Source organism: Ktedonobacter racemifer DSM 44963 (assembly GCF_000178855.1).
Taxonomy (GTDB): Bacteria; Chloroflexota; Ktedonobacteria; order Ktedonobacterales; family Ktedonobacteraceae; genus Ktedonobacter; species Ktedonobacter racemifer.
In genome coordinates, this window is the sequence record NZ_ADVG01000002.1 from 861,354 (window position 1) to 886,974 (window position 25,621).

General features: G+C 52.8%; 23 protein-coding genes and 6 pseudogenes. 13 read left to right on the forward strand and 16 right to left on the reverse strand.

Features of this window, described 5'->3' with window-relative positions; translation table 11 throughout:
• Positions 1-10 precede the first annotated feature (10 nt).
• Positions 11-1,586, reverse strand: a pseudogene (locus KRAC_RS20040) (nuclease/transposase family protein).
• A 300-nt stretch (positions 1,587-1,886) separates the two neighbouring features.
• Positions 1,887-1,988 (reverse strand): annotated as a pseudogene (locus tag KRAC_RS79560) (IS6 family transposase); the annotation flags it as partial.
• Between the two features lie 24 nt (positions 1,989-2,012).
• Here KRAC_RS79560 and KRAC_RS79565 point away from each other — a divergent pair.
• A complete protein-coding gene (locus KRAC_RS79565; protein ID WP_007910156.1) occupies positions 2,013-2,270 on the forward strand; it encodes a DUF1963 domain-containing protein in 258 nt (85 codons plus the stop codon).
• 333 nt (positions 2,271-2,603) lie between these two features.
• On the opposite strand, the pseudogene KRAC_RS20055 reads toward KRAC_RS79565, so the two are convergent.
• The 3 genes and pseudogenes from KRAC_RS20055 to KRAC_RS79575 all read right to left on the reverse strand — a co-directional run.
• Positions 2,604-3,773: pseudogene (locus KRAC_RS20055) on the reverse strand (RNA-guided endonuclease InsQ/TnpB family protein); the annotation flags it as partial.
• A 739-nt stretch (positions 3,774-4,512) separates the two neighbouring features.
• Positions 4,513-4,707: pseudogene (locus tag KRAC_RS79570) on the reverse strand (RNA-guided endonuclease InsQ/TnpB family protein); the annotation flags it as partial.
• 178 nt (positions 4,708-4,885) lie between these two features.
• Complete coding sequence (locus KRAC_RS79575) at positions 4,886-5,830, reverse strand: alpha/beta hydrolase family protein (protein ID WP_007910159.1); 945 nt, start codon at positions 5,828-5,830, stop codon at positions 4,886-4,888.
• Positions 5,831-5,954: 124 nt separating this feature from the next.
• Between KRAC_RS79575 and KRAC_RS20070 the strand changes: the two genes are divergently transcribed.
• Genes KRAC_RS20070 through KRAC_RS20085 form a run of 4 tightly spaced genes read left to right on the forward strand, consistent with a single transcriptional unit; the run spans position 5,955 to position 8,591 of the window.
• The gene (locus tag KRAC_RS20070) at positions 5,955-6,551 is read left to right on the forward strand and encodes a TetR/AcrR family transcriptional regulator (RefSeq protein WP_007910160.1); all 597 of its coding nucleotides are present in this window, start codon (positions 5,955-5,957) and stop codon (positions 6,549-6,551) included.
• A 43-nt stretch (positions 6,552-6,594) separates the two neighbouring features.
• Positions 6,595-6,873 (forward strand): hypothetical protein, encoded by a 279-nt coding sequence (locus tag KRAC_RS20075; protein WP_040443933.1) that lies wholly within the window; start codon positions 6,595-6,597, stop codon positions 6,871-6,873.
• Positions 6,874-6,924: 51 nt separating this feature from the next.
• Positions 6,925-7,275, forward strand: a complete 351-nt coding sequence (locus KRAC_RS71440; RefSeq protein WP_007910162.1) for a hypothetical protein — start codon at positions 6,925-6,927, stop codon at positions 7,273-7,275.
• Between the two features lie 8 nt (positions 7,276-7,283).
• On the forward strand, positions 7,284-8,591 hold the full coding sequence (locus KRAC_RS20085) for an RNA-guided endonuclease InsQ/TnpB family protein (protein ID WP_007910163.1): 1,308 nt from the start codon (positions 7,284-7,286) through the stop codon (positions 8,589-8,591).
• A gap of 199 nt (positions 8,592-8,790) precedes the next feature.
• On the opposite strand, the gene KRAC_RS20090 is transcribed toward KRAC_RS20085, so the two are convergent.
• A complete protein-coding gene (locus KRAC_RS20090; protein ID WP_007910164.1) occupies positions 8,791-9,264 on the reverse strand; it encodes a MarR family winged helix-turn-helix transcriptional regulator in 474 nt (157 codons plus the stop codon).
• Positions 9,265-9,599: 335 nt separating this feature from the next.
• Here KRAC_RS20090 and KRAC_RS20095 point away from each other — a divergent pair, with 335 nt between their 5' ends.
• From KRAC_RS20095 to KRAC_RS20105, 3 genes are all read left to right on the forward strand, one after another.
• Positions 9,600-10,826 carry an MFS transporter gene (locus tag KRAC_RS20095; RefSeq protein WP_007910165.1) on the forward strand — a complete coding sequence of 409 codons (1,227 nt, stop codon included), beginning with the start codon at positions 9,600-9,602 and terminating at the stop codon, positions 10,824-10,826.
• 114 nt (positions 10,827-10,940) lie between these two features.
• Positions 10,941-11,783: a universal stress protein gene (locus KRAC_RS62035; protein ID WP_007910166.1), complete on the forward strand. Its 843-nt coding sequence runs from the start codon at positions 10,941-10,943 to the stop codon at positions 11,781-11,783.
• A 115-nt stretch (positions 11,784-11,898) separates the two neighbouring features.
• Positions 11,899-12,606 (forward strand): cytidylate kinase-like family protein, encoded by a 708-nt coding sequence (locus tag KRAC_RS20105; RefSeq protein ID WP_007910168.1) that lies wholly within the window; start codon positions 11,899-11,901, stop codon positions 12,604-12,606.
• A 119-nt stretch (positions 12,607-12,725) separates the two neighbouring features.
• Here KRAC_RS20105 and KRAC_RS71445 read toward each other — a convergent pair whose 3' ends face one another.
• The 6 genes from KRAC_RS71445 to KRAC_RS20130 all read right to left on the reverse strand — a co-directional run bounded on the left by KRAC_RS71445 (position 12,726) and on the right by KRAC_RS20130 (position 18,751).
• The gene (locus KRAC_RS71445) at positions 12,726-12,869 is read right to left on the reverse strand and encodes a hypothetical protein (protein ID WP_007910170.1); all 144 of its coding nucleotides are present in this window, start codon (positions 12,867-12,869) and stop codon (positions 12,726-12,728) included.
• 37 nt (positions 12,870-12,906) lie between these two features.
• Complete coding sequence (locus KRAC_RS20110) at positions 12,907-14,088, reverse strand: RNA-guided endonuclease InsQ/TnpB family protein (protein ID WP_007910172.1); 1,182 nt, start codon at positions 14,086-14,088, stop codon at positions 12,907-12,909.
• Between the two features lie 164 nt (positions 14,089-14,252).
• Positions 14,253-15,338 (reverse strand): aldo/keto reductase, encoded by a 1,086-nt coding sequence (locus KRAC_RS20115; RefSeq protein ID WP_007910173.1) that lies wholly within the window; start codon positions 15,336-15,338, stop codon positions 14,253-14,255.
• A 59-nt stretch (positions 15,339-15,397) separates the two neighbouring features.
• The gene (locus KRAC_RS20120; protein ID WP_007910175.1) at positions 15,398-15,970 is read right to left on the reverse strand and encodes a TetR/AcrR family transcriptional regulator; all 573 of its coding nucleotides are present in this window, start codon (positions 15,968-15,970) and stop codon (positions 15,398-15,400) included.
• Positions 15,971-16,969: 999 nt separating this feature from the next.
• Positions 16,970-17,572, reverse strand: a complete 603-nt coding sequence (locus KRAC_RS20125; protein ID WP_007910180.1) for a plasmid pRiA4b ORF-3 family protein — start codon at positions 17,570-17,572, stop codon at positions 16,970-16,972.
• 549 nt (positions 17,573-18,121) lie between these two features.
• Positions 18,122-18,751 (reverse strand): recombinase family protein, encoded by a 630-nt coding sequence (locus KRAC_RS20130; RefSeq protein ID WP_007910181.1) that lies wholly within the window; start codon positions 18,749-18,751, stop codon positions 18,122-18,124.
• Positions 18,752-19,038: 287 nt separating this feature from the next.
• Here KRAC_RS20130 and KRAC_RS78370 point away from each other — a divergent pair, with 287 nt between their 5' ends.
• Both KRAC_RS78370 and KRAC_RS20135 read left to right on the forward strand, forming a co-directional pair.
• Positions 19,039-19,344: a DUF4158 domain-containing protein gene (locus tag KRAC_RS78370; RefSeq protein ID WP_052568434.1), complete on the forward strand. Its 306-nt coding sequence runs from the start codon at positions 19,039-19,041 to the stop codon at positions 19,342-19,344.
• Between the two features lie 29 nt (positions 19,345-19,373).
• A complete protein-coding gene (locus tag KRAC_RS20135; RefSeq protein WP_075164323.1) occupies positions 19,374-20,378 on the forward strand; it encodes a DUF4158 domain-containing protein in 1,005 nt (334 codons plus the stop codon).
• Positions 20,379-20,664: 286 nt separating this feature from the next.
• Here the strand turns inward: KRAC_RS20135 and KRAC_RS20140 are convergent, their stop codons facing one another.
• The gene (locus tag KRAC_RS20140) at positions 20,665-21,270 is read right to left on the reverse strand and encodes a dihydrofolate reductase family protein (RefSeq protein ID WP_007910183.1); all 606 of its coding nucleotides are present in this window, start codon (positions 21,268-21,270) and stop codon (positions 20,665-20,667) included.
• Positions 21,271-21,776: 506 nt separating this feature from the next.
• Between KRAC_RS20140 and KRAC_RS20150 the strand changes: the two genes are divergently transcribed.
• Entirely contained in the window at positions 21,777-22,271 is a 495-nt protein-coding gene (locus KRAC_RS20150; RefSeq protein WP_007910184.1) for a pyridoxamine 5'-phosphate oxidase family protein, read from the forward strand.
• Positions 22,272-23,066: 795 nt separating this feature from the next.
• A complete protein-coding gene (locus KRAC_RS20155; RefSeq protein ID WP_169460917.1) occupies positions 23,067-23,705 on the forward strand; it encodes an alpha/beta hydrolase family protein in 639 nt (212 codons plus the stop codon).
• A 248-nt stretch (positions 23,706-23,953) separates the two neighbouring features.
• Here KRAC_RS20155 and KRAC_RS20160 read toward each other — a convergent pair whose 3' ends face one another.
• Positions 23,954-24,463, reverse strand: coding sequence for a hypothetical protein (locus KRAC_RS20160; protein ID WP_040443935.1), 510 nt, complete (start codon positions 24,461-24,463; stop codon positions 23,954-23,956).
• 199 nt (positions 24,464-24,662) lie between these two features.
• Between KRAC_RS20160 and KRAC_RS73775 the strand changes: the two genes are divergently transcribed.
• Positions 24,663-24,911, forward strand: a complete 249-nt coding sequence (locus tag KRAC_RS73775) for a hypothetical protein (RefSeq protein WP_169460900.1) — start codon at positions 24,663-24,665, stop codon at positions 24,909-24,911.
• Positions 24,912-25,071: 160 nt separating this feature from the next.
• Here KRAC_RS73775 and KRAC_RS79580 read toward each other — a convergent pair.
• Positions 25,072-25,287: pseudogene (locus KRAC_RS79580) on the reverse strand (DUF4158 domain-containing protein); the annotation flags it as partial.
• Between the two features lie 77 nt (positions 25,288-25,364).
• Positions 25,365-25,568: pseudogene (locus tag KRAC_RS79585) on the reverse strand (DUF4158 domain-containing protein); the annotation flags it as partial.
• Positions 25,569-25,621: the final 53 nt, after the last annotated feature.

Sequence of the window (25,621 nt, forward strand, 5' to 3'; positions counted from 1 at the left end):
TTCCTGTTGCTCACCCAACGCTTCCGTTCTCCCTAAAAAGGGAGAGCGGCTCTTGGTGGGGATAGGCAGGACTTTCGAGCCGACGCGCTCTCGCACGGGCAGCTTTGCCAGAAGCCACCACGCCCATGCTTGGGGGCAAGGTATGCCCTTCATTCGCACGTTGTTGCAGACCCTCCATCACGGCTCGCAGGCGCGGCTCCGCACCTTCCCAGTCCGACTGGGTGACAGAGGGGATGGTCTCTTCGCGTTGCAGGTGAGAAAGCCGCGAAGGCCGAGTACAGATCGCGTTGTACTGGTCCACAGCCACAGGGGCAGCGGTGCCAGCGCTGCGATCTGGGCTTCTTGACGTAGGCTCCGCAGGCATGACAATATTGACTCAATTTCGTCTTGAAGGCAGAGACCTCGCTCAGGGTGCCGCCAGTTTTTGCAACTATGCGGGTCAGATGTGCTACAAACATCCCTGGGGCGCGAAGGCCGATGCTTCTCCCATACTGCTTCTGCCATGCCACAAACGACGTTTTTTCGAGGATGATCGTGTTGCCAGCCTTCACGATGTCGTGGGCCAGTTTGCCATGCAGACTCTTGCGGTGGGCGGCTAGTTTTCTCTCCGCAGTGGCATGCTGCCTGCGAGTGTGCTTGTACCGCTGACTCTCTTTCCACCACAAGCGCTTCTTGCCAGATTTCTTGACGCGTCCCAACTCATCATAGTGCTCGGGATTGTTGGCACGGCGTTGCCGCTCCATTTGACGCTGGAGGCGTCGTTTCTTGCGAGCATTTGGGGCGAGTTGCTCACAAAAGGTCACGAGCTGGGCGTTTCCCTCACGTGGGACGATGGCGAGCGTCTGGGGGCCGATATCGAGGCCAATGGTCTGGGTGCCACTCTTCTCATGCGTTTTCTTAACGTAGGCGTGCCCCTCGACGATAAGCTGCACATAGTAGCGGTTGCCTGACACGTCGGCGCCCTGAGCCTGTGGAGAGGACGCTTTGCGACGGACCAGGCGCACATACTTGATCTTGTGGCGCAATCCATGCTGGATCACCGGGTCCAGCCAGTTGATGATGGCAGGGATGACCTGCTGGTTCCAGATGAGAAAGCCACCATCACCTGCGTTGGGGTCAAGCACGAATCGCAGGCCGACATCGTTGCGCTTGCCTTCCACGCTATCGATGCCACGCCCTTTGCTGCGAAAACGCACCCGTTTGGCTTTGCCGACACAGACGCGATTGACGGCTTGATAGGCTCGGGTGGCCAGGGTTTGCGCCATGGTGGCATCAATGTGGTCAGCAAGCCACGAGACGCGGGCCGTCCTGGCGAAGGCATGCAGTTCGTATTCGGAAAAGTGATGTTTTTTGCGCAGCTGAGAGAAGGCCTGGGCTCGTTCTTCTCGCCTGGAGCGAGGGATGGCGCGTGCACTCGCCCAGGCGGGGTCATTCCTCATCTGCTGGAGCCGTTTGTTGCCTTCAGAGAGCAGCGCATTATAGAGACAGCGTGCTGCTTTCAGATGCGCACGCAGCTGTCGTTCACTGCTCCAATCGACCTGGAGGGGCAATTCGATGAGAAATGTCGGCGTCTTGGCTCGCTTCATCTGGGCTGATTGACCTTCCTTTGATGCTATGAGCATATTCTACATCAAAAAAGCGGCATGTCAAGATGAAAAAGGGGAAACGATGAGCAAGAATGAGCATCACAAGCGGCTACCTCCCATCCAAGCCTCCCAAAAAGGAAGAGCGATTCATCCCCGGCATCAATGACCGGGGCTTTCTCGCTCGGTTTTCTGTAACCGCCCCCTGGCAGAAATGTGAGTACGTTCCGGACAGGAATGCGGTTGTGTTGCAAGAATGATGAAGAAAACAAGATGAGCAGAGAATGTCTCCCGTTGTTCTGTTTAGGCAATCTCTCCAAAGAGTCTGGGAACCAAGGCAACCAGACCTTTCACATTTCCTTTGTTTACCCCTTGTAGCTGCCCTTTCCGCATCATGTTCATCATTCTCTCCTCGGCTATCCTTCCCAAATGCAAAACGATGCACAACTTCTCTGTCAGATGGCCAGCCACCATGTTCTGCCCTCGCAGTGGAAGGATCTGGATGAGGAAGCGAAAGCAGCCCTCAAAACAGCAGCTCTGGAGTGGATACACATCCTCCAGATTGATACTGATGAGTATACCAAAGTGACATGGGGAGAATATGGTTCCCTCTCTTATTGGATCAAGCGAGCAGACTTACAAAGGCTGGACTTCGAGAGGTGTTGGGCCATAACCGATTCCATCTGAAGCTCTAAAGAGGCTGCTTCACAACTCCCTCAATACAGGTCTTGAATCGACCGTATCGAGGGCTTTTTATCAAGACCCCCAAAACGACGGTTTAGCGGAATCCTTATGTTACCATCGCAATGAAAGAGGCAAAGCGACGTTCTTTCCATGTGAAAGAACGTCGGAAAAGCTTGGCAAGCAAATCCAACGTTCTCCATAGAGAAGAACGTTTTGGGGAGATATGCGTCAAAGGAAGAAAACGGCGAGTTATGTGTCAAATCCTGGCTTCTGCTCAGCAGCTTCCTGTCTTGACTTTTGTGATGCATCTGCCTTTCTAAATCCACTCAAATGTGCTTATGCACCCTCGAATAGATTCAATTGCTGCACCTGGCCCTCACAGGAAGTCCCCATGACTTCTACGCCGCTTTGGGTCACCTGCAGCACATCGCACTCAGGACAAGCCTGAGTGTATGGCCCTCGCCGGGCAAGGAACCTCGTCAAGATGTTGTGAGCACTATTCTCATCTCGATCCATGACGAGTCCACATTCCGCGCACTGATACGTCCGCTTTCACAGTGGCATGGCTTGCAGATTCCCACAGCCACTACACTGCTTGGACGTGTTACGCTCATCTACCAACTGAAGCTCTTTCCCATACAACTGGCATTTATAGGTGAGCATTTGGACGAAGGCATACAAGCCCCAGTCATTGTAGACCGCCCGATTGAGCGCCTTGTTTCGCTCCTGATGCTCTTTCATGACCATGTGCCGTTGGGAAAGATCTCCTACGACGACAGTTCTCTCAACCAATCGCCGTGCGATAAGATGCGATGCCTTGTGCAGGCTATCGCGCTGTTTGTTGCGCTTCCTCTGCGAAACGCGCTTGTACACCTTGCTCAGATGAAGATAACGACGCGACTTCTTCTTGCACTTGCTGCGTTTCGAGCGAAGCCGATCCAACTGTTTGTTGTACCAACGCGAGCCTTTGAACCCACCGATGTGATAGATTCGGCCCCCTTCCGTGACCCCAGTTGCCAGCGTCTTGATGCCCAGATCGAAAGCCACGGTGTTGCCATCGCGTTTGGCTTGCTCGGGCTCTCGGTAGCTGAAAGAGGCGTAGTAGTTACCTCTGCCATCGCGACTGATCGCCACCTCTCGAAAGCCTTCGGGAGGCAGTTCGGTGAGGTGAGCACGGATGGCAGGAAAGCGTTTGTGCTTGCCCTTGCCCCCTGTGGGCAACATGAGCGTGTTTCCCTCAAGCGTGAGATACATCGCCGGATAACAGAGGGTAAAGAAGCCATGGCGAGGGCGCACGCGGGGAAAGCCTGGGGTTTCCCCATTGGCGACGCGACGAAAGAAGGCTCGCATGGCCCCATCCAGGCGATAGTACACTTCCGCAAGCAATTTCCCATAGACCTGATTAAGTTCAGGGTCATGGGCACGGCTCTCGGCCAGCGTTTTCTTGCAGGCGTTGAAGCGCCACTTCTCACCGTCTCGCAATTTCATCACCCACCAATTGTAGAGTAGGGTAGACTGGGAGCGAGGTTTCAATTGCTTGCTCCTTTTCTCTCAGTCTCCCTCAGAACCGGACTTGAACCTTTCAGCTCATCCGGCTCGCCAGTGATGTTCAAGTCTCGATGCCTTTGTTCCCCTATAATGGATGTTCTCATGACATCGGCGACAAGTGATCAGCGTTTTCCGTTGCTTGCCGCGTTCTTGAATGATACCCAGGGCGGTTTCGGCTGTCCTCATCTCAAGTACCTCACTTTACTGAGTATCTCATCACCTCATCCCCTTCGCCGTGTAAAGGGCTTTCCCCTCCTCTGACTACTATGGGATGTCCGTCATCGTGGGGGTCTCCCCCTGTAGATGATCCTATGGTACGTCATCGTAGTACGTCCGAGCGCGACGTAGGTAGCTCATTCATCTCTTTAGGTGACTTCGTTAGCCATCGCTCATATGGGAGAAGTTGTAAAGATCGAGGTCTTAGGTCTTTACACCATATGACACTGGTGCACAAGCACTCTACCAGTGGGGGAATGCGAACCCCGATGGAGATTGAGCTTCAAGCAGTTTAGCCTTTACCATATCGCGCGGGTCTTGCGGAGCTTATCCTACAGTGCTTTGGGACATCTACCGCGTTAACAACATGCTACAGTCCCTTGACCCTTTTCAGGGTCCAGGTAAGTTGTTGACCCTAGAACTTTCTTCTCAGTTCTACCTGGTTGAACCAGGGATACTACGAAGCGCCTCATAGCGCACGTCCTCTGCATTTTCCTTGCATGAACTCAAGGGTAGCCATGTCTTGCTCGCTGAGGTCAAGTTTGATCTTTTTGCAGAGGAGCATGAAAACCCCTTCCCTTTCAACACCACACTGAGAGAGAGACGTCGCCTCTTTCGCGAGAAACGCCAGATATTCTGGTTTAGAACACTTTTTCTTATCTGGTGCGTGTAGCATACCATGATATCGTCTCTCTGTCAACGCCTCCAAAGGTGGACAACAAGCACACCTTTAAGCATAGTCGCGCACATTTTCGATTGCTGCTCTTACGCTCCTTTCCTCAAAAACAGTAACCGGTTTCGGAGGTTGTCCGCGACCGAATTGATCAGAAAGCGCAGTGCGCTTTCTGAGAGCTTCACTTGGATTCAATTCGACCCAGTGGATTGGGACTCTCCATCAAAGCCGTGCGCGCAGCCGGCCAGTTGGAATCCTCAGGGTCGAGCGCATTGCGAAGGTAAGCCCACGTGAGCCGCTGGATCAGGGCAACACGTTCGGGGTTCTCGTCCGTCGTTTCCGTGACGTTGTACCCGGAGATCCCACCAAGCGAGTGTTCTGCCCCGAACAGCGTAAGGAGGCTCTTGCCTCCTGGACTCAAGACGTATGGGTCAGTAAACCAGTCCGGCCCCCGAACGGACAGGGCGGACTGGTCTCGATCTCCCGCGATTACGAGGGTCGGCGTGGTCATGTCCGCGAAGCTCGGATTCATAAACGGGAAGTGCTCGGCTGCGAACGGAGTCAGGTCATTTCCGCCCTGGCCAGGCGCGGCAAGCAGCACACCAGCTTTGACCCGCGAGTCGGACAGATCCTCTTCCGTTCCGCCCTCGGGATCGAGGACTCGCGCGCCCAGCAGCATGCTCGCCGTCTGGGCGCCCCAGGAGTGTCCGGCTGCGGCGATGCGGCTTCGATCGAGGCGCCCACTGAGGCCGGGAACGGAAGCCTCGATAAGGTCAAGCTGGTCGAGGATGCGCTTCATGTCCTCGACGCGAAAACGCCAGATTAGTAGTGTACGGGGATCGTCAGGGGGAAGGCTCAGCGTCCTCGAGTCGAGATGGGTGGGTTGCATGACCACGAAGCCGTGAGCTGCCCAGAAGTCGACCAACGGTCCATAGCTGTCCAAAGACCCGCCAAAGCCGTGCGAGAAAACAATAAGAGGCAATTCGCGCCCAATCGCGGGTGCAGACACTCGCACGTGCAGATCCTCACCACGGCCCGGAGCTGAGAGCACCACCGGCTTCACCGAGACGACGGGAGTGGGCGCACGCATGGGCACGTCTGTAATCGCTATGTCTGATTCGTTCATAGAAAGATCTTCCTTCCAGCTATTTCGCGTATGGTATAATAATAAAGCGGAGCAATGCTCCGATACTATTATACGGAACAATGTTCCGTTTGTCAAGCTAGTGTTTGAGGGAGGGAATGAAGCGATGACCACCATCGACGAGGGAGCCGGGCAACCAGCCCGGCAGAAGCGGGCCGACGCGCAGCGCAACGAGCAGGCGTTGCTCGCCGCCGCCGCCGCCGTGTTCGTCACGTCCGGTGTCGAGGCGCCGGTGCGTGACATCGCGGCAGCGGCTGGCGTCGGGATGGGGACAATTTACCGCCACTTCCCGACGCGAGCGGATCTCGTTGTTGCCGTGTACCGCCATCAGGTCGAGGCCTGCGCCGAGGCTGGTCCGGTCCTGCTGGCGAATGGTGGATCGCCGCACGCTGCACTCGGTCAGTGGGTCAACCTCTTCGTTGATTTCCTGGTCACGAAGCATGGACTCGCCGCGGTCCTGCAACCCGCCAGCGTCGGCTTCGACGCACTGCATGCCTACTTCCTTGACCGCCTCGTGCCCGTTTGTGCTCAGTTGCTCGACGCCGCCGCTGAAGCCGGCGAGATCAGCGCCGATATTGATGCCTACGAACTGATGCGTGGCATCGGCAACCTCTGCGTTGGCACCAACAACGACCCGCGCTATGATGCCCGCCGCATGGTCGAGCTGCTCATCGCGGGACTCCTCCAATCGCGCTCGGCCTGATAATGAGCTGCGTATCCAGATAGAGGCGCGCAATGAGAAGCTCTTGCAGGCCTTTCGCAAGCACCTCGCCCAGACGGGTTTGAGCCTGAAAATGGTGGAGCAGCATGCCAGCACCATCCAGCATTTTGGCTCCAACATGTTGTTAAACCAGGCACCATCGCACGGGCTGTTGGATATGACCTCGGATGAGGTCGAAGCCTATTTGCAGACGACTGGTGTTAAAACGGCGAAGACTAGCTTCAAGCGTTTTGTGCGCTTCCTCATGGAGACAGGAAGGATGGAGTATGGGCAAACCGAGGAACTGTGGCAGATGCTCAAATAGGGAGAAGTGAAACCTCCTGCCTGTTAAGCTTCAAGTGAAGGGAGAGCGAAAATGACCTACGATCTGACGCCAACACAGCGGCTTTTAGAAGTCCTCACGCAGAGAGCTTTAACAAAAGCGGAACGGGCCATCGCTCGAGAACAGATCGGACGCTATTATGCGAAAAAACTGGCTAGCCTCCAACAGCACCTCTTTGAGGCGTTGGAGAAGCGCCACACAGGGGAACTTGACCCCTTCGAGCTGGATGAGTATATTCACCCAAAACGCCGCAGGATGCCCCTGCCCTTTGAGGCATGGGGAGGAATGCGGCGTTCCTTTGTCGGTGGCTTGGGTGGAATACGCCGTAGACATTCTTTCATCTGCTCATGTATTGTTGACAGTCAGATGAAAACTATGGTATAATTTAGCGTATGCAAACGGTAGTAACAGCGAAACTCAAATTAAATACAACGCCCGAGCAATTCAAGGCATTACGTACAACGCAACTGGCGTATCGGGATTCTCTCAACTATGTGAGCCAGTACGCCTTTGCGCATGGCAAGATGAGCAATGCTGTTCGTTTGCAAGATGCCACCTACGAAGAGATCCGCCTCCGTTTTCATCTTCCTTCGCAAATGGCCTGTTCTGTTCCTCGCCAAGTTGGTGCCTCGTATAAAACCCTCTGGACAAAGGTCAAGAACAATGCTGTTCATCGTAAGGAAGGGAAGACCAAGAAACGCTACAAAGGGCTTGATAAGGCTCCCACGTTCATCTCCCCCACGTTGACCTATCAGTACAAGAAAGACTACACCCTCAAGAAAGAGCAGCAGGTGAGCATCCTGACCCTTGAGGGACGTGTTATCGTGCCCTATACTGGCTACAATAAGCATGTGGCATTGATCCAGCGTGGAGCGGAGATTGGTGCATCGAAACTCTGGTATGACAAGCCCAGGAAACAATTTTACCTCCTTGTCTCTCTTGCAATTGAGACGGCTGATCCTACACCTGAAACGCACAAGCAGGTCGCCGGAGTGGATGTGGGAATGCGATACCTTGCCGTCACGGCGACGATGCAAGGGGATTGCACCTTCCATTCAGGCAAACAGATTGTCCCCAAGGCAAACCACTACGCACGACTGAGAAAACGTCTGCAAAAAAAAGGCACTCGTTCAGCGACAAGAAGGCTCGTTGCCATCAGTGGACGAGAGAGACGGTTGAAGCAGAATACCAATCATGTCGTGAGTAAGCGGATTGTCCAACAGCACCCTCAAAGCTTGATTGGACTGGAGCATCTGACAGATATTCGAGAGCGTACCAAACGACGCAAAGGCAAAAATGCAAAACAGCGAAAAGCCAATCGTACCTTCTCCAAATGGTCCTTCGCTGAGTTGCATAGCATGATTGCCTATAAAGCGCTCTTACATCGAAGTATGGCAATCAAGGTCGATGCCAACTATACCTCGCAAGCGTGCCCCAAATGTGGGCACACCTGCAAAGAGAATAGGCCCAACAAAGGATTGCTCTTCGTCTGTCAGAATTGTCAGTACACGCTCCATGCCGATCTGGTTGGTGCAAGAAACATTGCGATGCGAACGCTTCTTATCCGGCAAGACTGGATAGGAACGGGCCTCTTGTCAGTACGCCCTGATGTGTCGGACGATGAAGCCAAAGCAGCACGCCTGAAACGGTATGCTGGATTGCGGTGGAGTTCAGACACAACTCCAAGCCCTCGGCTTTAGCCGTAGGGTACTGACCACTATCATAAGCAATCCCAGGAGCTCTATGTCTACATCAACACTCGATCCCACTCCAATGACAGCCTTCCTTTCTGGCTGGCAGCCATTGAGGCTGATGAACAAGGCCGAAACGTGTGGCAGCCAAGGACGATGCTTCCGCCTAAGGAAAGTTGACAAGTAGTATCAAAATGCGGAAGAGCCATCAGACCGGGCCAATACCATCCCGAGATGCATGCGTCTGCCTGTTGCGTCGCTGACGTATAGCCTGGTTGAATCGTTCAAGGTATATCCCGAACTGGCGTCTATCTTCTTCCGGCCAGTTCTCAAAGAGCTCAGAAAACAAGCTATAGCGCATCTTATGGGCCTCTTGGAACCTTGCTTGGCCTAAGTCTGTAATCTGGAGAAGGCTCACCCGCGCATCCACTGGATCAGGGAAGCGCTCTGCCAGACCACTCGATTCGAGGGCAGCCACTTGCCTGCTAATCGTCGAGATATCCAATTGTAACGCCTGAGCCAAAACATTAATGCCCAAGGGACCACCATTTTGTACAATTTCACCGAGCAGAAGGTAGGCAGAGAGGGTGAGCGTTCGCTCTTTTTGGGCAGATTCTAACGTACGAGAGAGGATTGTGATTGCATGCTCGACCGCTTCGACACTATCGTTCTCTCTATCCATAGCTTTCTTATTCTCCTGTAATGTAGATGACCACCGTTTTTCCTGTTATAGTGGCTAGAATAGTTTATCCATCGTATGGTCATGCGCTGCAACTATCATTGACAAGCGTCTCTCAGGCAATGTGACGGCTTATGCAGATCCGCGCCAGCCTTTGCATCTATTGTGTACAGGTTATCACAAGGAGTGGGGAGCTACCAGGGGATCTGTCCGGCGAGAAAATACTTGCACATACGAGCAAAAAGGTTGTACAATACAAGCGTTCCCAAAAGGTTGTATTGTACAACCTTTTGGGTGAGTGTATGCGTCTGATAAGTCCAAAGAATTGAGAAAACCTAATGAAATCAAAGACATCTGTAGGGGATGTTGCCTCTCCACAAGGGGAGACAACGGAACCAGTTCAGACCGCCAAGCAGAGCAGCTTTTTACGTCAACCCAGGGCAGTATGGGCCATCGCATTTGCCAGTGTGGTTTCGTTCATGGGGCTCGGCCTGGTCGATCCGATTTTGCCTGCCATCTCTCAGCAACTCCACGCCACTCCTGCCCAGGTCGAGTTGCTCTTCACAAGCTACCTTCTCGTGACAGGTATTGCCATGCTCATTACTGGGGCAGTCTCAAGCTGGATTGGCCAAAAATGGACGCTTCTCAGCGGCCTGGCACTGATTATTATCTTCAGTGTCGCGGCTGGGTCGTCCTCAACCATTAACGAAATCGTCGGCTTCCGTGCTGGCTGGGGGCTAGGGAACGCGCTGTTTATCTCTACGGCACTTGCCGTTATTGTCGCGGTAGCGAGCGGTGGCGCGGCACGCGCCATCATCCTCTATGAGGCTGCGCTCGGGTTGGGTATCTCAGTTGGCCCTTTACTTGGCGGTGCACTAGGATCGGTCAGTTGGCGCAACCCATTCTACGGCGTTGGTATCCTCATGCTCATTGCATTGATCGCCATCATCGTTCTTCTGCCCTCTATGCCCCGACCGGAAAAGCGTATCTCAATCCTGGCTCCGATCCGCGCATTGCGGCATCGAGGATTACTCACGATGGGTCTGACCGCGTTCTTCTACAACTTTGGCTTCTTCACGCTCCTGGGGTATGCGCCCTTCCCCTTGCGTCTTGATGCCCATGGTCTGGGTCTCGTCTATTTTGGGTGGGGTGTCCTCCTCGCGATCACTTCGGTATTTGTAGCGCCACGCCTGAGCAAGCGAATCGGGACACTGCGCTCAATGTACATAGTCCTTGCCCTTTTCGCGATTGATTTGCTCATGATGGGATTTGGCGTCTCTTCGCAGACGACGCTCATCGTTGCAGTCCTTCTTGCTGGTATATTCCTGGGCATCAATAATACTTTAGTGACAACAGCAGTCATGGAGGTCGCGCCCGTTGAGCGCTCCGTCGCATCAGCGGCTTATAGCTTCGTACGTTTTATCGGCGGAGCGATTGCGCCCTGGCTGGCAGGAATACTGGCTGAGTGGTTCGCACCTCAGGTTCCCTTTTACGTTGGGGCGGGAGCCGTCGTCATTAGCATTCTTGTGCTCTTCTCAGGAAGAGCGGTCATGCGTCACCTTTGATCTCGGTGTCACTAAGGTGGCTCGCTGAAACAAGTTGACCGGTTTTGTCCTTTGTGCTGTTCCTTGGAGACAAAAATGGTCAACGTATTTCGGCGGAGTCCTAAGGAGGTTTCTATGTTCAAGCAGATACTGGTTCCTCTGGATGGTTCAATGCTAGCTGAGCGCGCACTTCCAGTCGCCGCGCAGCTAGCTCACGCGACTCATGCAACTCTTCATCTTGTCCGCGTAGTCCCTGTTGTAGCAACTCCATGGCTTGAGTGGGGAGAGGAACTTTCCGATGAAATCATTGATAAGATCACTGGCACAAACATGCGAACGGCAGCGAACTACCTGGATACCGTAAGCAAGCGTCTCGTCGCGCAAGGGATCACCACGCGAACCGCCCAGCCAACCGGAAACGTTACTTCGAACTTGCTCGACTATGAACGCGATGAAGGCATTGATCTCGTGGTCATGTGTACTCACGGCCACAGCGGCCTCGACCGCTTTGTCCTGGGCTCGATATCCGCACGCCTGCTAAGCTACGGAGCCGCGCCCGTGCTGATGGTGCATGCCTTTGGTCCCTCTGCGCCCCTGGAGCATGCTGTTGTGCCGCTGGATGGGTTGGCAGAGCACGAGGACGCGTTGCAAGCGGTGATTGCTCTTATGCCTGTGATGGTGCATGGAGTAAGTCTGCTGCGCGTGATTGCGTCAGTGGAACAGCAGGAGGAGGCTGAAAGGTATCTCGCCGCAGTCAGCGATCGGCTCGTCCAACAGGGTATCCAGGTGACTGAGCGTCGTGTGGTGGTGGGAGATCCTCCCACAGAGATCCGGGCCATGATATCAGCGGGGCAACTCGTGGTGATGGTGGCGCACACACGTGTACACCTGATCCGCTGGTTTGACACGTTGGTGGACGACGCTGTGGAGCATGGCGCTATAGATGTACTCTTTATGAGGAGCAAAAAGCAGGGCTGAGAACACGACGTGAACGCCCCTTAAGGTGTTTTCACTGGTCTCATTGACGGTCGTCAATGAGACCAGTGAAAACACCTTAAGCCTGAGTTTTATGTCTATTCAGGAGATACATGCCATGAGCGAAGATGTTGATTTTATTCATCAAATGCGTGCTATCACCATCTCACGAGAATATGGCAGTGGTGGAGGTGAGATTGCGTTTCGTCTTGCTCAACGTCTGGGCTGGCATTTAATCGATCACAACATTGTTGCACGCATCGCAAACGAGATGAGCACAAGTATTGAGGAAGCAGAGGCCTATGATGAATGTACCGAAGGAAGAGCGTCACAGATACTGAACAGATTGCAATATCTGTCTCTCTATCCAGATTCTATGGTAAATATTCCATTAGAAGCAGTTCCTTCGGATAAGGATTATCGGAATGTAGCGAACAAGCTTGTGAGGGCAGCCATTGTACAAGGGCAAGTGGTGATCGTCGGAAGAGCCTCTCAGGTGATCCTGGCCGAACTGCGGAACGTTTTGCACGTCCGCATTATTGCCCCATTTGAAAAACGCGCGGCCTGTGTGATGCAACGCGAAGGCATAGATTACCACGCAGCCGAGTCTCGCATCCGCTCGAAAGATCGTGATCGAGCGAGGCATCTTCAGAGGGAGTACCATCAAAAGCCGGAAGATGCGCATCTGTACGATATTATTTTAAACACTTCTCTGCTTGACCTGGAGAGCGCTGTTGAAACCATCTGCTTCACACTACAACAGAAAGCCAAAGGACTTTTTGCGAAAACAAATGAACCAGGGTTACCACAGTATCCCTGGCTGTAAATTTGGGAATTCTGTGGGTCTGCTCACGGGATGTGCATTGCCTCACTATGCATTGCCTCGTATCCCTGTACGGTCTGCCAAGCTGTCTCGAACGAAAGCAGCGATGCGATTATTATTTCTCACACTTCCTCGATCAGATCAACAAGGCAGTCGAGAATCTCGGCTACCTTGTTGATCTGATCGAGGATACTAACTGCTCCGATAAATGTAGGAAAACGTATGCGAGCATAGCTCTCCCACATCGTTCGTTGTTGCTGCTTCATCCGTAGGTGCCTCAATGTGACCAGCACATTTTTGGTCTTACCCCGCGTCCACAGCCAAGTTTGCGTCTTCGTCCGAGCCAGTACCGGAGACGGCTTGATCAATGAGCCCGATCAAGCGCAGGGCTTCCGCCAGGATATTGAGAGAGGCGTTATAATCTCTATCCTGCTCGAATTGAGCATACGCGCAGTGCGGGTTCTGACAGAGAAACACCCGATCTGAGAGTTGCATGTCTTCCCACTTCCAGCCGCAACCGTGACAGGTTTTACTGGAAGCAAAGAAACGGTTGACCTTGATGACGTGCCCACCTCGTTGCTCCACCTTCGCCTTCAGCACGTTCAAGAGTTTGCCTAATGCCGCATCCGAGAACGAACGCGCGAGCTTGCGATTCTTGAGCAACCCCTTGAGATTGAGGTCTTCAATGCCAATGATCCCGTAGCAGTTCGCGAGCCGGGTGGTCAGCTTGTGGAGCACATCATCTCTCATGCAGGTGATTCGGTAGTGCAGGTGTGCAACCTGCCTGCGTGCTTTCTCCCGGTTTTTCGAGCCGAGTGTGCGGCGATGCAGCCGTTTGTTGGCCTGACGGAGCTTTTTGAGCGCCGTTTTGAGGAAGGCTTGGTTCTCGACTCCCTCTCCCGTACTCAAGGTTGCCAGGCGGTTCAGTCCGACATCGATGCCACAAGCAGCCGGTTTCTTCGCCGGGATCGCATCTGGAAGTTCGACTTGAATCGAGACAAACCACCAGTCTGCCGTTTTGGTAATGCGCGCACCTGTCACCTTCCCGCCCACAAAGCGCAAGTTCTCTGCCATATTCACCCAGCCGAGCTTGGGGATCCAGATCCGATGGTCCCCAAGCTCGAATTGATCGTTGGCCAGGTAAAAACTCAGTTTGCTTTTCTTCTTGCTCTTGAATGTGGGCCGACCGGTCTTTTTTCCCTGTTTCAAGCCGTCAAAATACGCGGTCCAGGCGTTTGCCAGATCGAGGAAGGGCTGATCGGAGGCATTCTTCGTGACCTCCCAGGTCCAGGGATACTGCGCTCTCCGGATCTCGTTAAACTGCTTCTTGAGCTTGAAGGCAGTCGGTTTTTCACCAGCCTCGTATTGGCGATTCCACTCAGCGAGTGCCCAGTTCCAAACGAAGCGCGAGATTCCTGCAGCTTTGGCAAAATAGCCTTTCTGCTCTTCTGTTAGATGGAGACGTATCTTATGCGCGCGAATCATTGCCCACCGCTCCTGATAGACGTCAAAACCCCTTATCTCTTCCAGTATAGAACATTTTTTCACATCTGTCTATGAGAATGTACTTTCTGGGCATATTGCCACGCTTTGCCTCCATTCTCCTCTCTTTTGAGAACCGTTGAAAACTCTTTTCCTAGACCGATCTGTTAATATCGTTTCTTCTCGTTGTTCAGCAGAGAGGGAAACAAGAGGGTAGATGGTATGCCATTGACCGTTGCACCGGCATGCGATCCGTTTAGTGAAAGCGTCCTGATGTTCTGACTCGGAAAGTTGAGGGTTGGTTCTGACAGCTTGTCGAGCGCGGCCACGTGCGCAGGCGAAAGCTGCAGGTCGAGTGCGGTCAGGTTCTCATCCAGTTGTCTGAGCGTGCGGGCTCCGATGATGGTTGAGGTGACACCTGGACGCCCTTGCACCCATGCCAGGGCAACCGCAGCAATTGTCGTACCCAATTCATGAGCAATCTCGCCTAAGGTATCGAGGAGCTCATAATCTTTCTCTGTGAGGGATAGCATCCTTTGTCCTCTTCCTTTTGCCGTCCCTGCGTTCTGGCGGGTGTATTTTCCCGTTAACACTCCGTTGTTCAGAGGACTCCATGGAGCCACCGCCAGGCCAAGCTCTTGCGCCATTGGGATCAGCTCCCCCTCGACGGTTCGTTCCCGCAGGGAGTATTCGAGCTGCACGGCAACGATCGGTGACCATCCCCGGAAATGCGCGATAGTCTGAGCCTGTGCGACTTTCCAGGCAGGTACGCAATCTAAACCGATGTAGCGTATTTTGCCCGCCGTCACCAGATCGTCAAGTGCGCGCATCGTCTCTTCGATCGGGGTAAACCGGTCCCAATTATGGAGCCAATACAGGTCGATATAGTCGGTCTGTAAGCGCCGGAGCGACTGTTCACACTGCTCCATGATAGCCTTGCGGCTCGCCCCGCCACCATTCGGATCTCCTGGATACTGATTGAAGAAGAATTTGGTTGCCAGAACGAGACGATCTCGGCGCACGCGAGCCTTCGCGAGGAAGTCGCCAATGATCTTTTCGGCATGACCATCGGTATAGCTATTCGCGGTATCGATGAAATTGCCGCCAAGCTCAAGGTAGTGGGTAAGAATAGCCTCTGCATCGGCAACACTGCTTCCCCAACCCCACTCTTCCCCAAACGTCATCGTCCCAAGGGCAAACGGACTCACCCGCAGGCCAGATGTTCCAAAGGTAATATATGCGTTTAAAGGCATCGAACGTTCCTTTCCATGTTTAATAAGTGAGTAGGCACTCATTAAAAAGAGAAAAAATTTTAGGTCGTGGTCACTGCATTCCAAAAAGCGGTAAAGCCAGCATCGCGGAAGCGATCCGCCTCTGAAGGATGGTGGAGCATGAACTCTATCGTCATATTCCTCATGGATATGAATAAGGCGACGCCAAATTCATGGGGCTGGTCCTTGAGAGCCCCGCTGGTCAGGCATTCTTGAAGCATAGCAGAAATAGCTTCAAATCCTTCCACGCTCTGACGTTTGGTCTGTTCCCAGATGTGATCCGAGACGCTTAGTTGGGTCATGGCTTTGAATTTATGCGGCTGAGCGATGCCCAGACCAACATAGTTGTCCCAGACATAACGAGCACGGGCCTTTAAGCTCGCATGAACGGGATAATCCCGCGTCATTTCCTCCCGCTCTTCGCGCTTCAGTTCCAGGTACAGCTCATTGAGCAGCCTCTCTTTGGTCTCGAAGTAGGTGAACAAGGTCCCTTCTGCGACACCAGCGGCGTGAGCGATTTTGGCCGTCGGGACACTCAAGCCCTGCCCGGCAATAAGTTCAATGGCTGCCACAAGGATAGCGTTGCGTTTATCTTGACTTTTTGGTCTCGCCATATTCTCCCACCAATAAGATAAATGACTGATTGCTTACTCATTATAATACGGGGTGAATCTTTTTGCAAGGCCAAATGTGAAGGAGGTTTGTGAGCATGCACTAAACAAGAGTATGTGGATACAATTATTTCATCTACTTTATCTTTGAAGGCTGGATTGACGTAGCACCTGGTTAACAAGCTCCATGAGCAAGAAAGCATTGGGTACCTCTATGATTTGCTCTCAGGTGGTCATGGATTGAACGGCTTGTGAACACTTTTGTCAGAACGTGGAACGCGAGGCAGGTGTTTCCCAGAAAATGAAGGCAGGTGTCCGTTGAACGCCCTTTGGCCATAAAGAAAACCGTCCTTCTCACCTACCATCACTGCTCGCTTCCTCCGAAGCAGCTTGTGAAGCACATTGAGAAGGACGGTTTTACAAGAAAAGCGGGAGACGAGACTCGAACTCGCGACAGCCTGCTTGGAAGGCAGTACTTCGCAATAACATCTCCTGCTTGCTGTAGACCAGCCTGAGAAGCCAATCCATCCATGTTGATATCCCCATGAGCTTGATCAACATAGTATGTTACGAGTTTTTTGCTATCTCTAGCCTCTTATGCATGATTTTTCGAAAAACAGAACACATATGGCTTCAAAGAGAAATCTCTTATGTATGAGCTTTTCTGCTCAAAAGCATGATACTCCAAGAAATTTTCCCCGTTTTTGAACATATATGTTACAACAGCTTTTCTTGCTCTAGGAACAGATATTTCAGACATCTCTGAAAGCAGGATGCCTCCTCTCAGAAGACGTTATAAGCACTATAACATGTTTATTCCACATTTCAAGGGAGGCAGGATGTGCCAAGAAGGCAATGCAAAAAAGAGCACGAATGCATCTATTTTTTGCGCTCACCTCTTCGATCTCCCTGGCAGCCTTTTCCAAGCCACACAGCGTATCACAACAAATGCTTTCTCGTGGCAATAAAGACGACATATCCAATGCAGGTTGAAAAGTTCTGTCACTCCAGGATCGCCAGCGCTGAATTGGCCTGCTGAACTGAAAAGAGCTCAGGATCGTAAGACGCGTCGACCCACTGGCGCAGACGTTCGTGCTCAGGATGCTTTGGATTCTGCAACAACTCAAGTAAAGACGTGTATCCACCTATGCCACCAGCATCTTCCGGGGGACACGCCCGTTCACCGGCCAAACAACGAGGGATGATCCAGAGCGAATCTTCACCCAGGTTTTCATCTGCAAGATGCTCAATCTTTTCAATCGTTACCTGGTGCATCCAGCTATCACCCAGATCATACTCGTACGTCAACGTCAGCCACTCGGCCCAGACGGTTGCATCGAGCGTAGTGCGTCGGCTATCCCTGATACGCATGCCTACATCTTCCCAATCAGGATCAAGAAGCCCATATACAATTGTCTTCTCATTGATGGTAAGTCTGAACAAATACAAATGAGCATTCTCCCACCCCATGACCACCTGAAGCATTTTGTGAAGGGTATGAAGACTGATGGCGCCAGGCACAACCACCTTGCGCCAGATAGGTGGTTCAATGCCAACTAACTGGACATGCAGGTAATAGCGGCTCTCTGACTGATAACTTCCCAAGTGCGCCTCCTCTTCTACATATGTTGTTTTCTAGTAAAGCCTGAGATGGATAAGTGAACTCCTGAAAAGAAGAGTTCTCTTTCTATTTCTGCTTGACTGGCTACGATGTAAAGGAATTGAGCCAATAACGAGGTTAGGAATACATACAATCCCTTTGCAGCCCATACTGACCCGAAAGCCGTGACCTTTCTTAAAATATACGGGGTACCGCAAGCTACTTGCAGGATCCTCTCACGGATCGATCTCTCTGCTACAACGCCTTGCAATCCAGGAAGGCTTACTTATAGATCTTGCAGGATCCTCTCACGGATCGATCTCTCTGCTACCCAACGTCCACATCGTTTACTACGATCAATAAGACCGCTTGCAGGATCCTCTGCAGGATCGATGTCTCTGCTACCGAACACAATGAGCGCGGCTGAGCCACCTCATACAACTTGCAGGATCCTCTGCCGGATCGATGTCTCTGCTACTAGAAGTGCTTTGTAAGCATCTAGCCTCTGAGTATTAATGGAACGAAAACGCACGCTAAGGAATTTGCCTCTTCCACTAGCTCTGTGATGTATCGTTTTCGCGAAGTCTGCGTTTGTTGACATAGGTGTTGAGTGAGTGATGGTTTGGATAGTTGAGGATTTTAGCAATCTTGCGGACGGAGAGTCCGATATTCAGCAATTCTTCGATGCGCACCCTATCCGCATCAAATTTACTTTTCTGAATAGTCCCCTTTGGCTTGCCAAGGGCGATCCCCTGGCTTTTCTTCGCGGCTAGCGCCTCCCTGGTCCTCATACTGATCAAATCGCGTTCCAGTTCGGCCAGCAGAGAGAAAACGGTGATGATAATTTTAGAACTCATATCATGATCTGTGAGATCAATGTGCTGCTTTAAGGCAATCAGCCGAATGCCTCGCTGCACCAGCTCATTGACGAGCAGAATGATCTCAGCAGTATTGCGTCCCAATCTCGATAGTTCGGTGACGATTAACGTGTCCCCTCGTTCCAGACGGGTGAGCACCTCATCAATGCGCCGCTGCGCAGCAGACTTCCGACTGGTCATGCTAATAGAAACAAAATCGTCGATCTTGAGATCTTTGAGTCGGGCTGCCTCCAGGATCTCGTGCCTCTGGTTTTTGACATCCTGTTTATCATCTGAGACCCGAATATAGGCGAGCGTTTGTACCATCAGTCCCTCCGTCGCGTCTTAACCTTTTTCTGCCCGTAAAGACTATACAGGATGTCTAGGCAATATGCACCTATCGCATGCCATTCTGTCTAGGTGATAACGGACGTTATCACCTAGACATTCCATCCTCTTTCCTGAGCCTGCCGCCCGCAGGCTCCGACAGCTTGGCTTTTTTGGGAGATATTAGTCCTAGCTTTTTTCCTTGTGATCCTCTTTTCTGCCAATTAAGGTGCAATTACTTGCCATCATGATAGATAGATGAAGGCACATGAGAGGAGGCATAACACATGCCTGTTGAGTATTTAACCGAGGCACAAGAGCAACGCTATGGCCGCTATGTTGGCGAGCCATCTGCTGAGCAACTCGCTCGCTACTTTCATCTCAATGATGAAGACCGCGCCCTGATTCGAGAGCGTCGCGGAGATCATAACCGCTTAGGATTTGCCATCCAGATTGGGACACTTCGATTTCTTGGCGTCTTTCTAGCTGATCCCGTCAATATTCCCATTGGTGTGATTCATTACATGGCTACACAGTTGAAAATTGCTGATCCGCAGTGTATTGTTCACTATGCTGAGCGAGTTCAGACCTAGCGGGAACATACCTTGGAAATTCGCCACTATTGTGGTATAAAGAGTTCTCGCATCGCTGTGGAGGTTTCGCCTTGATGCGTTTTCTCTATGCACGCGTCTGGATTGGAACGGAGAGGCCAAGCGTGCTCTATGATCTGGCAACCGCCTGGCTTCTAGAGAAAAAAGTGCTCTTACCTGGCGTGACCACCCTTACCCGGCTGATTTCTACCATTCAAGAGCGTGTGGCAGAGCGTTTGTGGCAACGAATTAGCGCGGCTGCCTCCCCCGAACAACAAACGGATTTGCAGGGACTGCTGGCTCGCGCCGGGGTCTCACGAGCCAGCAATCTTGAACGTCTTCGTCGAGCACCAACCCATGCCAGCGCGCCAGTCCTGGTCCAATCCCTCGCGCGCCTCACAGAAGCGCGGCAGTTAGATGTTGGTCCTCAGGATCTGGTCAATGTTCCTCCATCGCGTATGAAAGCGCTGGCTCAATATGCTGTGACGACGAAGGCCCAGAACATTGCGAATTTAACCGAGCACCGCCGCATCGCAACCCTGGTCTCGTTCGTGCGTCAACTTGCCGTGACAGCACAAGATGATTCACTCGATGTCCTCGACATGCTCGTCAGAGATCTTCTGGCCCGCTCAGTGAGCTCAGGGAAAAAAGCACGACTGCGGACATTGCGTGATCTGGATGCAGCCGCTTTATCACTTGCTGAGATTAGCGAGCAAGTCATTACTGCACCGTGGACGGATGAACAGGCGCGAGCCTTTCTCATGGAGAAAGAGACCAGGATCACGCAGGCGATCTCAACCATCTATGAACTGGCACGTCCGACAGATGATAACTACTACCAGGAAATCGTCGCACGCTATTCTGCGGTACGTCGCTTTTTTCCCGCGCTCCTGCGTACCATTGAGTTTGCAAGCAATGAGGCTGGGCGTCCGGTTGTGGAGGCGCTGGCCTTTCTCAAGGACCTGGAGGGGAAAAAACGTCCTAGTATGGCAGGCGCACTGGTAAAAAGCGTGAATGTTCGACGATTTTTGAGGTGAATGGGAGGAAATCGGCGCGAAACATGGGAAGCGACCTCGCAGGCCTCCATAAAATGGCTGAAGAAGCGGGTGACGATACGCCATTTCTGGTAATTCAGGCAATCAGCAAAAAGAGTATCTTACGCTTGACCAGCATCTCACGGCTCGAAAAAGCGACGTGGAAAATCGGCACAGGCGCGCCTCCTCGCATTGCTGTTCACCACTCTGCCGATTTTCCCCCGTTCGCACGTGATGCGCGGTCGAAGCACGTGTGGGTTTGGGAAGGCTCCTCGCGACCTCAGGGATGTCAGCTTCCGGACAGCGAACCGGTTGTAACCGCGCCGGCACGCTCGTAATTCACGAGAATGATGCCACTTGGGGAGACCTGGCTCTCCGTCACCTTGAACGCCGCCGGGATGGTGCCATCGGTAAACAACCGTTTTCCGCTGCCCAACGTCAGCGGAAATATCTTGAGCCAGAACGCATCGACCAAATCATGCTTCATCAGCGTCTGAAGGAGATTTGCACTGCCGTACACGTGCAAATCCGGCCCTGGCTGGTGCTTGAGTTTGCTGACTTTTTCCGCAATGTCTCCGCCTAAAAACACGGAGGGCTGCCATTCGCTAGAAGTCATGGAATTCGAGGCGACGTACTTGGTCGCTGGATTGACGCCCGGCCATATGTCCGCATGGTGCGGCCAGAACGGTGCCCAAATTTCAAAGGTTTTGCGCCCTAACAACAGATCAAACGGCAGGTTCATCTGCCTATTCATGACGGTTCCAGCAACATCGTCGTCATAGGGAGCCACCCACCCGCCATACGCGAAGCCACCACTGGTATCTTCCTCTGGCCCGCCTCCAGCTTGTATGACACCATCAAGGGTGATGAATTCGAGTGCAATCACTTTTCTCATGACCGAGTTCCTTCAACATCTGGCGACCTTTGGTGCTGATCATGTGTGTTCATCGATGTTTCCTTCCTTTTCTCTCCCGTTTGCATTCGGCATGACTGATGGAGAGCGTAGATTTTCTTGCAAGTTGCACGTCTCTCTATTCTATTGGCAGAGCAAGAAAAAAACTTCTCTTATCTTGCTCAAATCCTCGGCCCGACTCTTGCCTGGGAAAGATCCGCCGACGCGCCTGACCTGGCTTGACGAAAGCCTAGCATGGGTGCTGACGGAAGTCGCTCTCCTACGAATGTTTCTTCTAGTCGTTGTTCATTTTCCTCAGAAGAGCAGAATGTATGCTTGGATACCATCTGTTTTAAACATTCAGAAACAACACTCACTCAGAAAGAGTCGCCTCAAAGAGATACACTTGAGCTTCCACATACGTGAGGCGTGAGAAGAACTCCTGAGAAAGGACGTTGAAAGAAAGGACACGCGCAAGTATGTCAAGTGAACAAAGCAAGGAGCCAGTGATGCCTTCCAAACAAGGAGACGTTGACCTGCTTCAAGACCCAGTCGCCCAGCAATTGTTGCAATCGAAGAGTCTTGCCCATCTGGCCTACAACTGGCACGACGGCACGCCCCGTGTTGTGCCAATCGGTTTCTACTGGAACGGGCAGGAAATCGTGATGGCGACAGCCACAGACGCCCCCAAGACGAAGGTACTCAAGAATGGCGCAAAGGTGGCGGTAAGCATCGAGCATGACTCCTCGCCTCCTAAGATCCTCCAAATTCGTGGGACGGTGCATACTGACACCGTTGAGGGTCTTGCCCCGGAGTATGTCGCCAGTGCCCGCCGGACACTGAGCGAGGAAGACGCACAGGCATTCCTCGCTGAATCGGCCCGCCTCTATCCTCGCATGACGCGCATCTTCATCCATCCAGACTGGGTCGGGCTCCTGGACTTTGAGACGCGTCTGCCCAGCGCCGTTGAGCGTGCAATCAAACGGACCTCAGAAGCCACCTGAGAAGTTTGATCAGGTGGATGTTCCTTGCTAGCTTTTAGCTGTGCAGCTCCCGTTGGAGCGCGGATCGGAAGCGCTCCAGAAGGGCCAGATACTCAGCGACCTAAGCTTCGAGCTTCGCGATGGTGGTCCCACAACTCATATGTTCTTGCAGCAGTTTGTGATAGCGCTGTTCCAAATCAGCGCATGCTGCTTGCGTGCGTTGCTTGTTCTCAGATCGCTCTGTCTGTAAATTTGGGAAATAAGCTGGAGATTTCTTTGCAATTACTCTGTTGAAAGCATCTCTCCTTTTTAGCCTGTGGAGCCATTCCAGAGGCAAATAGAAGAGAGAGTGAACAAAAAGTCACCAGCATAATTGGCAAGATTCCATCAGCTTATTTTCCAAAGAAACCATGCGTCGCAGCCGCACCACCCGGCATGGAACTGAGGATGAGACTACAAAAAGCTCTTGCTATCCAGGAGTTCCAGAGGAATTTACACGCAGTGTGAGCCATTTAATTCTTCAAATTCAGCGCCATTTAATTTTTGAAATGACACTTATCTGATACCGAGTGGCTTTTAGCTTTGAGGCGACCAGAACCCATCGCGCGCAAGAAACCAGGCAAGATCGTTCCTCTGGCGCAGCAACTCGTCTTGCCTGAGTTTGGCGCGACGGGCTAGAACCACCCTCCGAGCATCACGTATCGCTCCTCATGGTAGTTCGTTTGGCTTCTCTTGTTCACGGGAGAGAAGCCCCACATCTGAGTATCAGCAGCAGCATGATGGGATTTACTCTTGTGGGAATGTCGCTTGCCGCATGTGCCGATTCAGAAACAGAAATCCGGTTATCAGAAGCAGGCCACTCCACACGATGCCCACGGTAGGCAAAACACCCAGATGCTCCAGGCTCAGCCCGAGTGCGGAGGAGCCGATGGTGAGGACGCTGAACAAGATCACGCGATAGACGCCATTGACGCGGCCTGGGAGCAGTATGGAGCCGACTCGGCAGGAATCGTTCTGCTTGGCCAATCCTTCGGGGGACTCATCGTCCTTGGACTGGCTGCCAGCCAGCCTGATGTTCCTTTACTTGGCGTGAGCACTCATGGGACGGGATTACGCTGGTTGCCAGGTGCCCTCCAACGCTTTCAAAGCTTGCTGGCCGAGGCCCCATTCGTCCAGCTTCCTTTCGACGAGAACGCCAGGTCCCTTGGGCCTGCCAACAGTTGGGTTCATGAGGCCCGAGAACGCTTGAAGCAGAGTCGAGCTCCTTTGCCGATGGCGGAGTTGCGTGAGGTGCTTCGCTTTCCCCAACGTCTTCGCCAGATCAGTGCTGATGTGCGCGTTCCCGTCCAGATGATCCTTGGAGAGTATGACACCACCTGGGAATCCTCTGCATCTGCGCTGGATGAACTGAGCCAGCTCTTCCCACAAGCCCCATTTGTGGATGTGCGTCGCTAACGCTTCGTTGCTCATCAACTCAGTGCCCACTTAGCGGCGCGTGCGTTCTACCTGCGTGAACTCGCTTTTGTCGAAGAGTGCCGGGTTCACAACAGCATGATTGCCCCCTCACACAAGCCATAACCTTGCTTTCGCGTTCGATACCGAAGCCGTGACTGTGTGAACACAGGTGAAAAGCCTGAGTATCATTGCCGTCTGGATGAGCATTGCGTAGAGAAAGATCGTGTGCTGCCCATCATCCAGACGGATCAGGGATGGCTCCTTTGCTGTTTCTGAACAAGCTGGTCAAAATGTGGCTGAGGGAGGAGATATCCCTCGAACGTTCTATGCCTCCTGCTTCCGTTGACGGCGATATCCCCCGACCGCACTCTCCCTTTGAGCGCATCAAAAGCGGCTGCCTCATAAAAGGTTGGGGCAATGTCTTCCCCCGCCAGAGCGTGTTTGCGCCATCGCTCTGTCAGATGAGCCAGTGGGGCGACGACTTTCTCCTTCCCAATGTTCTGCGTGGAGGCGGTGACTCGTTTCCGATGCTCCGCCAGGCGTGAGACGTGTTCGAGCGCCTGGAGAGCCGGTTCCGTTGCGCGAACGGGGGACCAGTCGAGCACTCGGTATAACGAGTGCAAGCTTTGACGCATCGGAGCATAACGGGTTTCGATGAGATCCAGGGTATCTCCATCGTCCGGGCGCAGAAGTGTTTTCGCCGACGTGACCGTTGCGGTCAGTTCCTGTTCCGAGACTCTAGCCAACACTGCTGTCACGGGGTCTGCTCCTTCGGCTTTCGCTTGCAAAAAGGCTTCTGCCGCTCTCGTTAAGGTGGCAAGATTCTTATTCAGTTGACGTGCATTCGCCCGAAAAATGCTTTTCCTGCTTCCGCTCTCCCTTACGCATCAGTTCCCCTAAGAGCCTATCAAACTGGTCAAGAGCCTGATCGGTCAGATCCTGTGAAAGCTCAAAGAGGTGGGCAACGAGCAAAGCATGGCGACGGTCTGCTTTGAACTTCATGAGTGGCTGGGCCTGGTATTTGCTGCACCGACGGGCGAGTTGAAGAATCCGGTTCTGATGTACTTCTGTGGACAGGGCTGGAAGCCCACATTCCCTCAAGAAGAGCAATCGTTCGACAATCTGCTTGACACTTTTGGGAGAAGTGAGTCCAGGTGGTTCTCGCAACCAACTGAGCCTGGTGGTACCTCGTCGCCCAGCCTCTGACTGAATGAAGCAAGGAGTCCAGTTTGGCGCGGTGTTCCAGAGTCAGGTTGGACGTGAGGAAGCGGTACAATCGCCTCTCTGCTGCCTTGAGGATGATCCAGGTGAAGCGTTCCAGATGGAGAAATCCTGGAGGAAGGATTCTCTGTGTTCGGAGCAGTTCCAGAGCATGTTCGATCAAAAGGAGCGGGCGGTCGCTCTCCAAGGCCAGCGGCAACAACTCGCGCGCAAGCCAGAGATACTCCTTCCATCCACATTCACGGAAGTGGTATGTCTGCCGGATCTCATCCAGGTGCTCATAGAGCGTATGATCTCGATCTCCATACCGGGAAAAGGCGGAAGCGGGAATTTGCACTTGATCGGCAATCGTCGCCAGCACGCGGGGAGGCCCCCCGCCAAATCCCTTAACGGACGCCCAGGGAAACGGAGCACGGCAAGTTGAACGGCAAATCCCAGACGATTATGATGTCGCCTCCGCTGGTTGATCAGCTCAAGATCTTTTTGCGTCAAGGTGTAGTAGCGAGCAATCTCCCGATCAGACAGATCAACCGGAATCTGGGTGAGGGCATCTCTTTGCTCTGGGGTCAAATAGGTTGGGCTTTTTGAAGTAAAAGGCACCTTATCCTCCACATCCACATCATTTCTCGTCTTTCGTATCATGTGGGCGGAGGTGATGTCAATGAAACCGCTCTAGAACAGGACTGGAAGGCTCT

Excerpts from the sequence above, each read along its gene's own strand:
- KRAC_RS20105 (WP_007910168.1), top strand. The coding sequence starts at position 11,899 with ATGAGCGAAGATGTTGATTTTATTCATCAAATGCGTGCTATCACCATC.
- KRAC_RS71440 (WP_007910162.1), top strand. The coding sequence starts at position 6,925 with ATGACCTACGATCTGACGCCAACACAGCGGCTTTTAGAAGTCCTCACG.
- KRAC_RS20095 (WP_007910165.1), top strand. The coding sequence starts at position 9,600 with ATGAAATCAAAGACATCTGTAGGGGATGTTGCCTCTCCACAAGGGGAG.
- KRAC_RS20090 (WP_007910164.1), bottom strand. The coding sequence starts at position 9,264 with ATGGATAGAGAGAACGATAGTGTCGAAGCGGTCGAGCATGCAATCACA.
- KRAC_RS20150 (WP_007910184.1), top strand. The coding sequence starts at position 21,777 with ATGCCTTCCAAACAAGGAGACGTTGACCTGCTTCAAGACCCAGTCGCC.
- KRAC_RS62035 (WP_007910166.1), top strand. The coding sequence starts at position 10,941 with ATGTTCAAGCAGATACTGGTTCCTCTGGATGGTTCAATGCTAGCTGAG.
- KRAC_RS20070 (WP_007910160.1), top strand. The coding sequence starts at position 5,955 with ATGACCACCATCGACGAGGGAGCCGGGCAACCAGCCCGGCAGAAGCGG.
- KRAC_RS79575 (WP_007910159.1), bottom strand. The coding sequence starts at position 5,830 with ATGAACGAATCAGACATAGCGATTACAGACGTGCCCATGCGTGCGCCC.
- KRAC_RS20085 (WP_007910163.1), top strand. The coding sequence starts at position 7,284 with ATGCAAACGGTAGTAACAGCGAAACTCAAATTAAATACAACGCCCGAG.
- KRAC_RS71445 (WP_007910170.1), bottom strand. The coding sequence starts at position 12,869 with ATGAAGCAGCAACAACGAACGATGTGGGAGAGCTATGCTCGCATACGT.
- KRAC_RS20140 (WP_007910183.1), bottom strand. The coding sequence starts at position 21,270 with ATGAGAAAAGTGATTGCACTCGAATTCATCACCCTTGATGGTGTCATA.
- KRAC_RS20130 (WP_007910181.1), bottom strand. The coding sequence starts at position 18,751 with ATGGTACAAACGCTCGCCTATATTCGGGTCTCAGATGATAAACAGGAT.
- KRAC_RS78370 (WP_052568434.1), top strand. The coding sequence starts at position 19,039 with ATGCCTGTTGAGTATTTAACCGAGGCACAAGAGCAACGCTATGGCCGC.
- KRAC_RS20120 (WP_007910175.1), bottom strand. The coding sequence starts at position 15,970 with ATGGCGAGACCAAAAAGTCAAGATAAACGCAACGCTATCCTTGTGGCA.
- KRAC_RS79565 (WP_007910156.1), top strand. The coding sequence starts at position 2,013 with ATGCAAAACGATGCACAACTTCTCTGTCAGATGGCCAGCCACCATGTT.
- KRAC_RS20115 (WP_007910173.1), bottom strand. The coding sequence starts at position 15,338 with ATGCCTTTAAACGCATATATTACCTTTGGAACATCTGGCCTGCGGGTG.
- KRAC_RS20110 (WP_007910172.1), bottom strand. The coding sequence starts at position 14,088 with ATGATTCGCGCGCATAAGATACGTCTCCATCTAACAGAAGAGCAGAAA.